The 14,837-nt window shown below is 55.5% G+C and carries 17 protein-coding genes; 13 read left to right on the forward strand and 4 right to left on the reverse strand.

Annotation, left to right across the window (positions count from 1 at the left end; all coding sequences use genetic code 11):
• Positions 1-107: 107 nt before the first annotated feature.
• The 3 genes from RZS32_RS13590 to RZS32_RS13600 all read right to left on the reverse strand — a co-directional run bounded on the left by RZS32_RS13590 (position 108) and on the right by RZS32_RS13600 (position 1,962).
• On the reverse strand, positions 108-1,163 hold the full coding sequence (locus RZS32_RS13590; protein WP_317057509.1) for a YeeE/YedE family protein: 1,056 nt from the start codon (positions 1,161-1,163) through the stop codon (positions 108-110).
• Between the two features lie 41 nt (positions 1,164-1,204).
• Entirely contained in the window at positions 1,205-1,513 is a 309-nt protein-coding gene (locus RZS32_RS13595; protein ID WP_422395970.1) for an ArsR/SmtB family transcription factor, read from the reverse strand.
• A 233-nt stretch (positions 1,514-1,746) separates the two neighbouring features.
• Positions 1,747-1,962, reverse strand: coding sequence for a hypothetical protein (locus RZS32_RS13600; protein WP_339106674.1), 216 nt, complete (start codon positions 1,960-1,962; stop codon positions 1,747-1,749).
• A gap of 81 nt (positions 1,963-2,043) precedes the next feature.
• Here RZS32_RS13600 and RZS32_RS13605 point away from each other — a divergent pair, with 81 nt between their 5' ends.
• The 13 genes from RZS32_RS13605 (at position 2,044) to hemA (ending at position 13,757) form a co-directional block, all read left to right on the forward strand.
• Entirely contained in the window at positions 2,044-2,784 is a 741-nt protein-coding gene (locus tag RZS32_RS13605; RefSeq protein WP_317057512.1) for a cytochrome c biogenesis CcdA family protein, read from the forward strand.
• A 15-nt stretch (positions 2,785-2,799) separates the two neighbouring features.
• Positions 2,800-3,357 carry a thioredoxin family protein gene (locus RZS32_RS13610; protein WP_317057513.1) on the forward strand — a complete coding sequence of 186 codons (558 nt, stop codon included), beginning with the start codon at positions 2,800-2,802 and terminating at the stop codon, positions 3,355-3,357.
• Between the two features lie 149 nt (positions 3,358-3,506).
• Entirely contained in the window at positions 3,507-3,959 is a 453-nt protein-coding gene (soxX, locus tag RZS32_RS13615) for a sulfur oxidation c-type cytochrome SoxX (RefSeq protein WP_317057514.1), read from the forward strand.
• A gap of 28 nt (positions 3,960-3,987) precedes the next feature.
• Entirely contained in the window at positions 3,988-4,410 is a 423-nt protein-coding gene (soxY, locus tag RZS32_RS13620) for a thiosulfate oxidation carrier protein SoxY (RefSeq protein ID WP_317057515.1), read from the forward strand.
• Between the two features lie 22 nt (positions 4,411-4,432).
• The gene (gene soxZ / locus RZS32_RS13625) at positions 4,433-4,762 is read left to right on the forward strand and encodes a thiosulfate oxidation carrier complex protein SoxZ (RefSeq protein ID WP_317057516.1); all 330 of its coding nucleotides are present in this window, start codon (positions 4,433-4,435) and stop codon (positions 4,760-4,762) included.
• A gap of 35 nt (positions 4,763-4,797) precedes the next feature.
• Positions 4,798-5,628, forward strand: coding sequence for a sulfur oxidation c-type cytochrome SoxA (soxA, locus tag RZS32_RS13630; RefSeq protein ID WP_317057517.1), 831 nt, complete (start codon positions 4,798-4,800; stop codon positions 5,626-5,628).
• Positions 5,629-5,718: 90 nt separating this feature from the next.
• On the forward strand, positions 5,719-7,416 hold the full coding sequence (gene soxB / locus RZS32_RS13635; RefSeq protein WP_317057518.1) for a thiosulfohydrolase SoxB: 1,698 nt from the start codon (positions 5,719-5,721) through the stop codon (positions 7,414-7,416).
• An 18-nt stretch (positions 7,417-7,434) separates the two neighbouring features.
• The gene (gene soxC / locus RZS32_RS13640) at positions 7,435-8,709 is read left to right on the forward strand and encodes a sulfite dehydrogenase (protein WP_317057519.1); all 1,275 of its coding nucleotides are present in this window, start codon (positions 7,435-7,437) and stop codon (positions 8,707-8,709) included.
• Entirely contained in the window at positions 8,693-10,015 is a 1,323-nt protein-coding gene (locus RZS32_RS13645; protein WP_317057520.1) for a c-type cytochrome, read from the forward strand. Before soxC ends, RZS32_RS13645 begins: the two co-directional genes overlap by 17 nt.
• Positions 10,016-10,019: 4 nt before the next feature.
• Positions 10,020-10,727: a c-type cytochrome gene (locus RZS32_RS13650; protein ID WP_317057521.1), complete on the forward strand. Its 708-nt coding sequence runs from the start codon at positions 10,020-10,022 to the stop codon at positions 10,725-10,727.
• Between the two features lie 26 nt (positions 10,728-10,753).
• A complete protein-coding gene (locus tag RZS32_RS13655) occupies positions 10,754-12,019 on the forward strand; it encodes an NAD(P)/FAD-dependent oxidoreductase (RefSeq protein WP_317057522.1) in 1,266 nt (421 codons plus the stop codon).
• Between the two features lie 92 nt (positions 12,020-12,111).
• On the forward strand, positions 12,112-12,540 hold the full coding sequence (locus RZS32_RS13660; protein WP_317057523.1) for a DUF302 domain-containing protein: 429 nt from the start codon (positions 12,112-12,114) through the stop codon (positions 12,538-12,540).
• Entirely contained in the window at positions 12,540-13,757 is a 1,218-nt protein-coding gene (gene hemA, locus RZS32_RS13665) for a 5-aminolevulinate synthase (protein ID WP_317057524.1), read from the forward strand. The genes RZS32_RS13660 and hemA overlap by 1 nt, the downstream gene beginning before the upstream one ends.
• Before the next feature lies 1 nt (position 13,758).
• On the opposite strand, the gene RZS32_RS13670 is transcribed toward hemA, so the two are convergent.
• Positions 13,759-14,823, reverse strand: a complete 1,065-nt coding sequence (locus RZS32_RS13670) for a YeeE/YedE family protein (protein WP_317057525.1) — start codon at positions 14,821-14,823, stop codon at positions 13,759-13,761.
• Positions 14,824-14,837: the final 14 nt, after the last annotated feature.

Consider the following 14,837-nt stretch of genomic DNA (forward strand, 5'->3'; position numbering starts at 1 on the left):
CTCTAGCACTGGTGTTTCTCTGAGTGCTGAGTGAGATGAAGGATTTCAGCGTTTTCTAGCCAGCGACTGTTGTCATTCTGGCAGGTCGCTGCGTCCTTTGTCGCCGGTTACTCTGCTGGAGAGAACCCTGCAATCAATTGGCGCAAGCCCAGCGATGTGCCTGCAAAGATGGCGAGGAATGTGACCGGCGCGCTGTAAGCAAGTACTGAGAAGGCTGATATGCCTTGTCCGACACTGCAACCCACGGCGAGGATGGCGCCTGGTCCCATAAGTGCAGCCCCTGTTATTTGACGTTTAAGTTCGCGTGGGTCTTCGCAGGCTTCCCAACGGAAATGCCCCTTGGAATAAGAGCCTAGGGCGGCGCCTATCACGACGCCCACGACTGAACCTACGCTGAAGGAGAGCGTGTTGCCTGAAGCGGTCATGGTGTAGAAGATCGTGTCGCCTATTGGTGCCGCGAATGTGTGGGTCTCGACTGGTTCTGCTTCAAAGCCCGTTATTGCTATCCAATAGGTTCCGGTCCAGCCCGACAGGATGGCAAGGCCCACGATGACGCCCCAAAAGATCAGCGCGGGCGATTGGCGCATGTCACGGCTTGAAAGTGCCACGACGAGGATCAAACCACCTATGACAAGTCCTGTTATCGTCGGGGAAACACCTAGGGCGGTTTCGGCGAGCTGGCCAAACCCTTGGGGGGTCGTTGCTCCTATTTCGACCGGGAAAAGGGTGACCCGCAGATGCGCAAGCGGACCGGACATAACAAAATAGGCCGACAATCCCATGACAATGACGATTACAAAGGAACGAAGGTCGCCGCCGCCCAACCGCGCCAGCGCGCCGTAACCGCAATTGCCGCTGAGGGCCATGCCATAGCCGAACATGAGCCCGCCGACGATCGTGCCGATCGGGTTCCAGACGCGGTCAAGATAGGCGGTTTCAGCAGCGTCCAGGTAACCGTAAGCAAATGCGGCCTGAGTGCCAATGATGGCCGTTGCGATGGCAATTCCCCACATGCGCATCCGGCGATCATCAGAGCCATAAAGAATGTCTTCGATGGCACCCAATGTGCAAAAGCGGCCAATTCGTGCCGCCAATCCCAAGGCGATGCCACCGATCAGTCCGATCAGGGTTGCAGCGTTGGCTTCTCCCAAAGTCTCCAGCATTCTCGACCTCCTCAAGCCTGAGAAGGCCACCAGATTTATGGTCAGTCTTCCCTACAGAACATGTCGTATACGACTTCCATGATTTTCTTTGGGCGATCATCTGTCAAGCTGTAGTAGATCGCCTTACCGTTACGACGAGGTGTAACAAGCCCTTCTAGGCGCAGGCGCGAGAGTTGTTGCGATACAGCGGCCTGACGGGCCGACAGGAGATCTTCGAGCTCTGTCACGGATTTCTCGCCAGAGGCCAAGTGACACAGGATCATTAACCGACCTTCGTGGCTGATCGCTTTTAAGAAGTTTGAAGCACGTTGGGCATTGTGCATCATCTTCTCCATATCCTCAGCACACATATTGGCGTCGAGGATTGGGAGACTCGAGGATGTCTCCGTCGAAGTGTCGGTTTCTGATGTCACGTGAAGTGTCATATCGGATTAGCCCGTTTGTTCCAATGAGATATTCGCGCGTTCAAACATGATCGTCAGTAGCCCCCAGAAAAAATCTTCGCCAGGGTATCCTTCTATCCGACCAACTTCTTGTCCGTCTTCCACCAAGATGAAAGTCGGCGTGTAGTGCACACGGCTGTTCAAAACGGCACTGGGTGTTTCACTGTGTAGGTCATAGCGGCGAAGGGGGCCGTTTTGCCCTCTGCGGTCTTTGGGTAGATATGTGCGATCTCTTCATTCCAGCGCGCACACCAATAGCATCCCTGCTCTTCCGCCATAAGCAGATATGTCTCTGCGAAGGTAGGCAACGGAGTCCACGCAAGAGCGGCTATCAGCAGTGCTTTCAATCGCAACATATGTCTATCCAATTGACGCGAGTTCAAATGTTATCATAATCTAATATTTGAATACTTCAAGAAAGAGCGGCGGGATCACAGATGTTTGACGTGACCATTTATGGGGCGCTGATTGCAGGTCTGCTGTCTTTTTTATCGCCCTGCATTCTGCCGATTGTACCGTTTTATCTTAGTTATTTGGCTGGGGTAGGGATGAACCAAATCTCGGCTGAGGCTGAGGTTTCCGGTGCCGTTCGGTTGCGTGCCTTTTTGGCCGCGAGTTGTTTTGCCTTGGGTGTCATCACGGTTTTTGTGGGTCTTGGGGCAACCGCCACGGCGTTTGGCCAGATGGTGCGAGAGTATTTTGATATTCTGCGCTGGGTGGCTGCGGCGATCATCATCGCGATGGGATTACACTTTCTTGGCGTGATCCGAATTGGTATTCTTTATCGCCAGTTTCGTGCCGAAGCAGGTGACACCAGCAATGTGAGTCTGCTGGGAGCATATGTGATTGGATTGGCTTTTGCCTTTGGCTGGACACCATGTGTGGGGCCGGCCCTGGCGGCGATCCTGTTCACGGCGGCGGGGCAAGACACGGCAGCCCAGGGGGCAGGTCTGCTGTTCGTCTATGGGCTTGGAATGACGTTGCCGTTTGTGGCGGCGGCGTTGTTTATCGGGCCATTTATGCGTTGGATGGCTCGGTTCCGAAAATACCTTGGGCTGATCGAGAAGTTGATGGGCGCGCTGCTTGTACTTTTTGGCGTCCTGATCGCCACGAATTCCATCAACATTATCGCGCAGTGGATGCTGGAAAACATCCCGTGGTTCAGCACCATTGGCTAACTGGGAGGACTTGAGATGAAACGACTTCTGATTGCGATTGCGGCACTGTTCATGGGTGTGCAGCTACAGGCGGCCGAGATCGGGGATGATGGGCTGCACAAGGCGCCGTGGATGCGCGACACGTTCAAGGATCTGGCTGAGGACCTAGAAGAAGCGAATGCCGAGGGCAAGCGACTGATGATCATAATCGAGCAGCGTGGATGTATCTACTGCAAGAAGATGCATGAGGAAGTCTTTGTGATACCGGAGATCGAAAAGTATATCGAGGAGAACTTCTTTGTCGTCCAGATCAATATGTTTGGTGATGTGGAGGTCACAGACTTCGATGGCACCGTTTTACCTGAAAAGGATATGGTGAAACGCTGGGGCGCATTGTTTACGCCGAGTATCTATTTCTTTCCCAAAGAGGTGAGCGAGGATGCAGTCGCCTCGCAAGTTGCGGTCGCCAACATGCCTGGAGCGTTTCAGCGCGGCACCACCCTAAGTATGCTGAAATGGGTCGCGGAAAAACGATACGAGGGTGATGAGCCGTTTCAGAAATACCATGCGCGGCGGCTACAGGAAGAAAGCTAAGTCTATTATTGTGATGTAATATTACCAGAAATGCTGCGCATGCGAACAAATACAAAAATTCATGTAATTGAATTTGTTGTTGCGTATTCTTGAATGCGTGCGATAGTGTGCTGAAGAGGGACCCACAAGAATCGCCCGAGGGAGGATGCATGAATAACGCATTGGGAGGAGCTGTACTTGCTGTCTTGAGCGCAACTGCAGCCCATGCAGAGGCAGTGAAGCCAACGGAAGTTCAATTCAATGATGGCGCTGTAGAGGCGTCTTTGACGAGCCAGGCTGGGGATGCTGCAGCAGGCCGGGCTGTTTTTTCAAACCGCAAGCAGGGCAATTGCTTGGCGTGCCATGTTAATTCAGACATGCCAGAGGAATCCTTTCATGGCGAGGTTGCGCCGCCCATTGATGGTGTGGCCGGTCGTTGGAGCGAGGCGGAATTGCGCGGAATTGTGACGAATTCCAAAATGATGTTTGAGGGCACGATCATGCCTGCCTTCTACGTCGACAGCGGCTACGAGCGCCCGCTGGATGAGTTTGCAGGTACGTCGATCCTGACCGCACAACAGGTCGAGGATGTAGTGGCGTATTTGCTAACACTCAAAGATTAGTGAGCTTTTAGAGATCAAGGAGATCGACATGCAACTGACACGGCGCAACTTGCTTTTGCTGAGCACGGCTAGTGTTGCCGCAACGGCGATGGGGGCATTTCCTGCCTTCGCTTCGCTGACTGACGATGAAATTGCCAAATTGACCGGTGGGGCCAATCTAGGCGAGGGGGCAATCACCCTGACTGCGCCTGAGATCGCAGAGAACGGGAACACTGTACCGATTGAAGTCAGTGCCCCCGGAGCAATAGCAATCACGCTGTTTGCTGATGGCAATCCAGTGCCGAACGTGGCGACGTTCAACTTCGGTCCGCTGAGCGCATCGCGCAGCGCGTCGACACGAATTCGCCTGGCACAGACTCAGAATGTTGTTGCCATCGCCAAGATGGAAGACGGCTCATTCCAGAAAGCGTTGGCTAACGTGAAAGTCACTATCGGCGGCTGCGGCGGCTGACCCAAAGACGAGGAGAAAGAACATGGCAAAAGGTGTGAAACCCCGCGTCAAGGTCCCTAAGACGGCTGGAGCAGGCGATACGATCACAATAAAAACCCTGATCAGCCACAAGATGGAAAGTGGTCAGCGTAAGGACGATGATGGCAACATCATACCGCGCTCGATCATCAATCGGTTTACAGCCGATTTTAACGGCCAGAATGTTATCGATGTGACGCTGGAGCCGGCGATTTCGACCAATCCGTTCTTCGAATTCGAAGCGGTCGTGCCTGAATCCGGTGAATTTACTTTCACCTGGTACGATGATGACGGGTCGGTTTACGACGAAAGCAAAAAGATCGAAGTGTCGTAAAGCGGCACTTAGGATCTTGCCAGGGAGGGACAAGAATGCACCTAGCAAAGTGGGTCACAATTGCAGCGGTTAGCCTAGCCGGAGCCGCAGCAGCGCAGGACGGCAATACTTTGAACATCGAAGGTGAAGAGTTGGTCACGGAAACCGCTGCACCTGAGCATATGGAAAACGTGAAGACGATTTATTCGGGTTGGCGGTTCCGCTCTGCTGAGACGCAAGCGCTTGAAACCGATGATTTCGACAATCCGGCTTTTGTCTTTGTCGAACAGGCGATGGATCTGTGGGACAAGGTTGAAGGGGCCGCGAACAAATCCTGTTCGTCCTGCCATGAAGATGTGGCTGACTTTGCAGGCTTGCGCACGCAACTGCCGCGCGTCGAGAACGGCGAGCTTGTCGCAATGGAGGAACTCATCAACACCTGCCGAACTGAGCGCATGGAAGCGGAAGCCTGGGAATGGTCGAAAGGCAATATGACCGCGATGACCGCTCTGATCGGACTGCAGTCGCGCGGAATGCCAATGAACGTTGCCATCGACGGCGAGGCGGCGCCTTTCTGGGAGCAGGGAAAAGAGCTTTACTATACGCGCGTAGGTCAGCTCGATATGGCCTGTTCGAACTGCCACGAGGACAATTACGGCGTGATGATCCGGGCTGACCACCTGAGCCAGGGTCAGATCAATGGCTTCCCAACTTACCGGTTGAAAAACGCCAAGTTGAACTCTATCCATGGCCGGTTCAAGGGTTGCATGAAGAACATTCGTGCCACGCCGTTCGCTGAGGGTGGGCCTGAATTCAAGGCGCTGGAGCTGTATCTGGCATCGCGTGGGCAGGGCCTGTCGATCGAAACACCGTCGGTCCGCAACTGATTTAATCGAAGGCCCTGCGTCTGATGGCGCGGGGCTTTATTCGGCGCATAACATTCAAATATGCGCATATGTAAAGAAAGACATGATCCGATGATTTCACGTCGTGATTTTTTGCAAGTGGGCATGGCGGCCTCGGCACTGGTTGGGGCGTCGGGTTTTGGCAACTGGGCGCGTCTGGCGGCGCAACAAGCGCTGACACAGGACCAGCTGTTGCAATTTGAGACATTCGGAAACGTGTCACTCATTCACGTCACCGACATCCACGCGCAATTGAAACCCATCTATTTTCGCGAACCTTCAGTGAATTTGGGTGTTGGCGAGAACAAAGGCGCGGTGCCGCATGTTACCGGCGCAGATTTCCGCAAGTTGTACGGCATTGAAGATGGAAGCCCCAGTCACTACGCCTTAAGCAGCGGTGACTTTTCAGCACTCGCCCAAGGGTATGGCCGCGTAGGTGGCCTGGATCGGGTTGCCACTGTGGTGAAAGCCATGCGTGCGGACCGACCGGACGCAATCTTGTTAGATGGCGGGGACACGTGGCACGGGTCCTATACCTGCTATCACACCGAAGGCCAGGATATGGTCAATGTTATGAACGCGCTTCAACCTGATGCGATGACGTTCCACTGGGAATTCACACTGGGTTCGGATCGCGTGGCCGAGATTGTCGAAAACCTCCCGTTTGCTGCGCTCGGCCAAAATATTTTCGATGCCGAATGGGACGAGCCGACCGAGCTGTTCCCGCCCTATAAGATGTTTGAGAGGGGCGGAACTAAGATTGCCGTGATCGGTCAGGCCTTCCCCTACATGCCCATCGCCAATCCCCGCTGGATGTTCCCTGAATACGCATTTGGTATCCGCGATGAAAACATGCAGGCAATGGTGGATGAGGTGCGTGCCGAAGGTGCTAAGTGTGTTGTCGTGCTAAGTCATAACGGTTTCGATGTGGACAAGAAGATGGCGACGGTTGTGAGCGGCATCGACGTGATCCTGTCTGGGCACACGCACGATGCGTTGCCCGAACCGGTCTTGTCGGGGGAGACGATCATTGTGCCGTCGGGCAGTAACGGGAAATTCGTAAGCCGCGTGGATCTGGACATCCGGGACGGACGGATGATGGGGTATCGACATAAGCTGATCCCGATCTTCTCGGACGTGATTGAGCCAGATGCCGAAATGGCGGCACTGATTGATGAACAGCGCGCGCCCTATGAGGACAAGCTATCAGAGGTGATCGGTCAAACTGAAAGCCTGTTGTATCGGCGAGGCAATTTCAACGGCACTTGGGATGACCTGATCTGTGAAGCGCTGATATCTGAGCGTGAGGCAGACATCGCCCTAAGCCCTGGTGTGCGTTGGGGACCAAGCCTGCTACCGGGGCAGGACATCACGCGCGAAGACATCTGGAACGTCACCTCGATGAGCTATGGCGAAGCCTATCGCACCGAGTTCACGGGCGAGTTTCTGAAAATTGTTCTCGAAGACGTGGCTGACAATATTTTCAACCCGGACCCCTACTATCAACAGGGTGGCGATATGGTGCGTACAGGCGGTCTTGCCTACAGCATTGATGTCAGCAAGCCGCAAGGCAGCCGGATCAGCAACATGACACTGCTGAAAACTGGCGAGGCGATTGATCCTGCCAAATCTTACGTCGTCGCTGGCTGGGCCAGCGTGAATGAGGGCACCGAAGGGCCGCAGATCTGGGACGTGGTCGAAAGCCATATCGCAAAACAGGGTAGCGTGACGGTTCAAGAAAACAACAGCGTCGAAGTGACCGGCGTTTAACCAAAGGAGAGGTCAGACATGAGCGATCTTTTCAAATCCAACACATCGCGGCGGGCGTTCCTGCGCGGCTCAACGGCCACGCTGGCGGGTGCCGTCGTGGGTGGGGCGGCTGCCGCCAATAGCGAGCCTGATCCGCTGATTGCAGAATTGCAGGACTGGGCATCTTACACCGGTGTGGGTGTGGACGAAACGCCTTACGGGATGCCTATCAGCTTCGAGTCCCATGTTGTACGGCGCAATGTCGAGTGGCTAACGGCCTCGCCGATCAGTTCGATCAACTTTACACCGATCCACGCGCTGGACGGAACGATCACGCCGCAGGGCTGTGCGTTCGAACGCCACCATTCAGGGGCCATCGAGCTGCGCAAGGATGATTATCGTTTGATGATCAACGGCTTGGTTGAAAAGCCGCTGGTGTTCACTTATGAGGACATCGAACGCTTCCCGCGCGAAAATCACGTCTATTTCTGCGAATGCGCGGCTAATACCGGTATGGAATGGGCCGGTGCGCAGCTGAACGGCGTGCAGTTCACGCACGGCATGATCCACAACATGGAATATACCGGTGTGCCCTTGCGAACGCTGCTGCAAGAGGCTGGTGCGGATATCAGCCTTGATAAATGGGTCTATGTAGAAGGCGCGGATGCGTCCTCGAATGGCCGGTCCATCCCGATGGAAAAAGCGCTGGACGATGTGCTGGTCGCGTTCAAGGCTAATGGCGAGGCGTTGCGGATGGAGCACGGGTACCCGGTGCGTCTGGTAGTGCCGGGTTGGGAAGGCAACATGTGGGTCAAGTGGCTGCGCCGCGTCGAGGTTGTCGACCGCGCTGTGGAAAGCCGTGAAGAAACCAGCAAATACACCGATGTCTATGCCGATGGCACGGCGCGGAAATGGACATGGGTGATGGATGCCAAATCGGTCATCACCTCCCCCAGCCCACAAATGCCTATTACCCATGGCAAGGGCCCGCTTGTTATCTCAGGTCTGGCATGGTCGGGCCATGGGCAGATCACACGCGTGGATGTGTCCAAGGATGGGGGTATCACCTGGGAGACCGCACGGCTTGGCAAACAGGGCGACACCAAGGCCCTGACCCGGTTCTATCTTGATACCCATTGGGATGGCGCACCCATGCTGTTGCAGGCCCGTGCGATGGACGAGACGGGCTATGTGCAGCCCACCAAAGAGCAACTGCGAGAGCAGCGCGGCGAAAACGCCGTTTATCACAACAACTGTATCCAAACCTGGTACGTGAGCGCAGAAGGAATGGCTGAGAATGTCGAAGTCTCCTAATATTTTTGTACCGGCTCTAGGTGGCGCTGCTTTGGTTTTGGGCGTAGCGTTTGCCTATGCCAGCAAGGACTATGGCGCTGACAAGATCGAGGTCCTGGAAACGCGGGTGGAGCAAGCCGAGGCGAACGCCTCGACAGCCAGCGCACAGGCCGCCGCCGAGGCAGAGCAGGTCTCAGCGCTGCAGCTAAAGATTGCCGAAGTTAAAGCAGCCGCATCCGAGCGCGCCGCAAGCGGTGCAAATTTGACAGCCGCCGCCCCACAGATGGAGGGCGGTTACGGGCTAGGACGCGCAGCTCATCCCGAGGAGATAGCGGCCTGGGATGTGGATGTTTTGCCCGATGGTCGTGGCCTGCCGGAAGGGTCAGGGGATGTGTTCACCGGCGAGGAAGTCTTCATCGACAAATGTGCGGCATGCCATGGTGATTTTGCCGAGGGTGTCGACAACTGGCCGGTCCTAGCCGGAGGGTTCGACACGTTGGCGGATGAAGACCCGGTCAAGACGATGGGGTCCTACTGGCCGCATCTATCGACCGCTTGGGACTATATTCACCGTTCTATGCCGTTCGGCGAGGCGGGCACGCTAACGGCGGACGAAACGTATGCGATCGTGGCATACCTGATGTATTCCAACGACATGGTGGATGATGACTTCGTGCTGAGCCACGAAAACTTCACCGAAGTCGGAATGCACAATGCTGACGGGTTTGTCGTCGATGATCGACCAGAGCTGGAGTACACCGCCTGGCGCACCGAGCCATGCATGGCGAACTGCAAGGATGAGGTGCGGGTGACCATGCGGTCTGTCTTTTTGGTTGAGACGCCGCCCGAGGGCGGCAGCGACTCGATCATGAACAATGCTACGATCGACGGGTTGCCGTCGTTCTCGGCGGATGGTCCTGCCTTTATTCCCGAGGCGAAGCCAAAGCCTGCTGAAGAGGTAAGTGCGGCAATCACAGAGACTGCTGCCGAAGAGGTGGACGAGGCCGCACAACTGATCCTGGCGGGCGAGAAGGTCTTTAAGAAGTGCAAGGCCTGTCATGCAGTTGGCGAAGGAGCTCAGAACAAGATTGGACCTCATCTGAATGGTGTGATGGGCCGCGGCTTTGGCACAGTTGATGGGTTTGGATATTCCGGCGTCTTTCAGACGGCTGCGGGTGAGGGGCGTGTGTGGGACGAGGCCGAAATGGCCGCTTTTCTGGCACAACCCAAGACGCATATGCAAGGCACCAAGATGAGCTTTGCCGGTCTCAAGAAAGAGGCTGATATCGAAGCTGTGATCGCTTATCTGAACAGTTTTGGCGAGTAAACGCATGGCATCCAAGCGCCAAATACTGACCTTATTGTCCGGTTTGATCTGCGGAGCGTCCAATGCTTTGGCCGACACAGCAGACATTGAAGCGGGCAAGGCGATTTTCAACCAGTGCAAAGGATGTCATGAGGTCGGAAACGGGGCCAGGCACCGTATTGGCCCTCATCTGAACGGTCTATTCGGACGAACCGCTGGAAGCCACGACGATTTTCGCTACTCTAAGAGTTTTCAGCGAGCCGGAGCCGGTGGATTAGAATGGCATGCGGAAACCCTGGACACCTTTCTGGAAAACCCACGGTCGATGACAAGCGGGACACGGATGAGTTTTCGCGGTTTGAAGGATCCAAAAGACCGTGTGAACCTGATTTCCTTTCTACGGACGTTCTCGGACGATCCGGCCAACATCCCCGAAGCTGACCCCACATTTCCGTCAACGGATCACGATCTTGATCCGACGATATTGGCACTGAAGGGTGATCCTGAGTACGGCGAGTATCTGAGCGGTGAATGCACGACATGCCACCAGGCCGCAGGCGGCGATGACGGTATTCCGTCCATCGTGTTGTGGCCAGAAGAGGATTTCGTGGTCGCCATGCACGCCTACAAACAGAAGCAACGCAAGCATCCGGTCATGCAGATGGTGGCCGGGAGTTTGGGCGACGAGGAGATCGCCGCACTGGCCGCCTATTTTGGCCAACTTGAAGAATAACAAAAACATCTATGGGAGGAGATGATATGAAACTTAGCAGACGCACGTTCCTGGGAACGTCTGCAGCCGTGGCAGGCACCCTGGCGGCCCCCGCTGTCTTGGCGGATGGGCATGGTAAACCCCGCGTTGTGGTCGTGGGCGGTGGCGCCGGTGGCGCCACGGCAGCGCGTTACATCGCCAAGGACAGCAAGGGCGAGATTGACGTCACCCTTATCGAGCCGACGCGCACCTACTACACTTGCTTTTTCTCGAACCTCTATCTTGGCGGGTTCAAAGAGGTCAGCGATATCGGTCATACCTATGGCGCCTTGGCGGCAAGTGGCGTGAATGTTGTGCATGATTGGGCGGTGGGTGTGGATCGTGATGCAAAAACCGTGGCGCTGGCCGGTGGTGCCAGCGTGCGGTATGACAAGCTGATCCTTAGTCCCGGGATCGATTTTGTCGAAGGTGCCGTAGAGGGTTGGGATATCAGCGCGCAGAATGCGATGCCGCACGCCTATAAGGCTGGATCACAGTCTGAACTGCTTAAGGCGCAGCTGGAGGCCATGCCAGAGGGCGGCACTTTTGCCATGGTGGCCCCGCCAAATCCGTTTCGCTGCCCACCCGGACCCTATGAGCGAATTTCGATGGTAGCGCATTTCCTAAAAAACAATAATCCCACCGCGAAGATCATCGTGGCAGACCCAAAGCCGAAATTCTCGAAAATGGCGCTGTTCCAGGAAGGCTGGGCCAACCACTACGAAGGCATGGTGGACTGGATCGGCGAAGATTTTGGCGGTGGCAATGTGTCGGTCGATCCGGCTGCCATGACCGTCACGATCGACGGTGAGGAAACCAAGGTTGATGTCTGCAACGTGATCCCCGCGATGAAGGCTGGCCGTATTGCGGAATTGGCAGGCGTGACCGACGGCAACTGGGCCCCCGTCAACGCCGCTGACATGTCGTCTAAGGCAGATCCGGACATCCACGTGCTGGGTGATGCCGCGGCACAGGGTGACATGCCCAAATCGGGCTTTGCTGCCAACAGCCAGGCCAAGGTCTGCGCCAATGCGGTACGCGGGGCACTGACCGGGTCCAAGGTCTTCCCGGCCAAGTTCTCGAACACCTGTTGGTCGCTTATTGCCGCGAATGACGGCGTCAAAGTTGGTGCCACTTACGAGGCCACGGAAGAGAAGATTGCCAAGGTTGATGGTTTCATCAGCGAAGTCGGCGAAAGCTCGGACGTGCGCAAGGCCACCTATGAAGAATCCGAAGGCTGGTACACCGGCATCACCACGGACATGCTGGGATAATTCCTTCTCTCGTGCCCCGGATTTGACATTGCTCAACGTCCGGGGTGCGCAAATCTGCCAGCCTATTTGTGTCATGAATGGAGAATCTAAAGATGAAACACCTGATCACTGCAATATCGCTTGGGCTGGCTACAACTGCTTATGCGGAAGAGGCCGTAACGGTCCCATTTGATGGCTCTTTCGAGGATGCAGCTTTTGCCGTTGAAAGCGCTATCGTGGATAAGGGGCTGGTGATCGACTACGTCAGCCATGTGGGCGAAATGTTGGCCCGTACAGGCGCCGATGTAGGCAGCGACAAAATGCTCTTCAAGGAGGCCGATATCTTCATCTTTTGCTCGGCCGTGGTGTCGCGCGAAGTGATGGAAGTGAACCCGATGAACATAGCACATTGCCCCTATGGGATTTTTGTGGCTGAAAATGCTGATGGCGTCGTGATCGGCTATCGCAGCTATCCCGAAGGTGAAATGCAGAAAGTACAAGACCTGTTGGCCGGTCTCGTTGCCGAGGCTGTGGAGGACTAATGGATTACCAGGCGTTCTTTCGGGCCAAGCTGGAAGGTCTGCGTGCCGAGGGCAACTATCGCGACTTTGCCGAGCTTGAACGCAAGTGCGGTGCATTTCCGCAAGCAAAGTGTCACAGCGGGCCCGAACACGTCACGGTATGGTGTTCCAATGACTATCTGGGCATGGGACAGCATCCAGCGGTTTTGTCCGCAATGCACGATGCGCTGGACAGCACGGGGGCAGGGGCTGGTGGTACGCGAAATATTTCTGGCACAACCCGCGCCCATGTAGAGCTAGAAAAAGAACTCGCTGATCTGCATGGCAAGGATGCCGCGCTGTTGTTCACCAGCGGCTATGTGTCAAACTGGGCGGCCCTCGGAACGCTTGCGGGGAGTATCCCCGGACTTGTGGTCCTGTCGGATGCATTGAACCACGCCTCAATGATCGAGGGCATCCGTCACAGCAGGGCGCAAAAGGTGATTTGGAAGCACAATGATCTAAACGATCTTGAGGCAAAGCTGGCAGCTTTGCCAGCCAATGCGCCCAAGCTTATTGCTTTTGAAAGCGTCTATTCAATGGATGGGGATATCGCGCCGATCAAAGAGATTTGTGATCTAGCAGATCGTTTTGGGGCCATGACATATCTAGACGAAGTACACGCTGTCGGTCTTTACGGTCCGCGCGGCGGAGGAATTGCCGAGCGCGAAGGGCTGATGGATCGCCTGACGGTGATTGAAGGCACACTAGGTAAGGCTTTTGGCGTAATGGGCGGATATATCGCCGCCTCTGTCGAGCTCTGCGATTTTGTGAGGTCTTTTGCCAGTGGCTTCATCTTTACTACAGCCCTGCCACCAAGCGTGGCAGCAGGTGCTGTGGCGGCTGTGCGGCATTTGAAAGAAAGCAATACGGAACGCGAGGAACAACACGCGAAAGTGTCGGATGTGCGGACGCGCCTGGATGAGATTGGCTTGCCCCATATAGACAATTCGAGCCACATCATCCCGGTGATTGTGGGCGATCCGAACAAATGCAAGTTTATCTCGGATATTCTGATGCGAGACTACGGGATTTATATTCAGCCGATCAATTATCCGACGGTGCCGAAGGGCACAGAGCGGTTGAGGATCACACCTTCTCCGGTTCATTCCAAAGCGGATATCGATCATCTGATCAACGCGCTGGGCACTTTGTGGTCGCAATGTGAGCTGGTGCGTCATCCTCTGGCGGCGCAGTAGCCTATCCAGCTTTAGCTCTTGCGAAAACAGCGGCCTCCAGAACACGCTGGGTCACCAAGGCACCGATCCACATGAAAAGCACGGCCAGCCAGGCCGTCACGGCCAAGACCGAGCCACCTGTCAACCCTGCACCAACCGCGCAGCCGCCGGCCAACATGCTGCCGAACCCCATCATAGCACCACCAAAAATGTACCTCTCCATCGGCACGTCTGGTTCAAACCGTTGGATGCGGGCTTCGCCAGATGCAATAGCGAAAATTAGCGCGCCCAAAAAGACGCCGACCACCAAACCAAATCCGAACGTAAGAGGTATCTCGCGCGAGCCGACCAGCGCCATCAGCGTGTCGGTCGAAGGGCCTGTGAATGTCACAGATTGCACGGCAATGACTTCGAAGGACGCAGCTGCGATCTTCGCTGTCAGAAACCATCCTGTGCAAACCGCAAGGCCTACCAAAAAAGCCGCAACAAGTTGAGATATTGCGAGCTTTTGCCTAGCCCCCCAGATCAAAGCCCCAATCAAAAAAAATGTGCTCAAGAGCGTGACTATGCCCGCGTCCACTCCGACAGCGTTGGCTATATTTCGCGTTTCGCCGCCTGATATAGTCCAAGACATTGCGAGGCGCTCGCGCAGTGGAGCAAGTACGCCACTCAGGGACGCCTGAGCAACCAAAACAACTACCAAACCGGTCACAATGGCGCGCAGATTTCCAGACGCTGACAGCACCAACAGACGGCTCACACATCCGCGGGCGAGGATCATGCCACTTCCAAATACAAAGCCGCCGATCATGGCGCCTGACAGGCTCCCGGTGGTCGAAAGCTGGCGCGCTGCGCTTAAATCCACGAGCCCTGTAAGTAGCAACCCTTGAACCGAGGCGAGAGCCGCGAAAAAGGCTATTAACCAGACAACAAGCCGAGGACCGAGGGAGCCTTGTGTAACCTCCACTGTGGCGGCTCTAAGACAAAACCGCGAATGGTAGGCCGCCATCCCAAACAATATGCCAACAATGCAACCGACCCCTGCCAGCAACCAAGCCTCACCAAATCTGTCGATCAGGTTTTCCATGCAGATCCACTACC

The sequence above is a fragment of the Roseovarius sp. W115 genome, assembly GCF_032842945.2.
Classification (GTDB): Bacteria; Pseudomonadota; Alphaproteobacteria; order Rhodobacterales; family Rhodobacteraceae; genus Roseovarius; species Roseovarius rhodophyticola.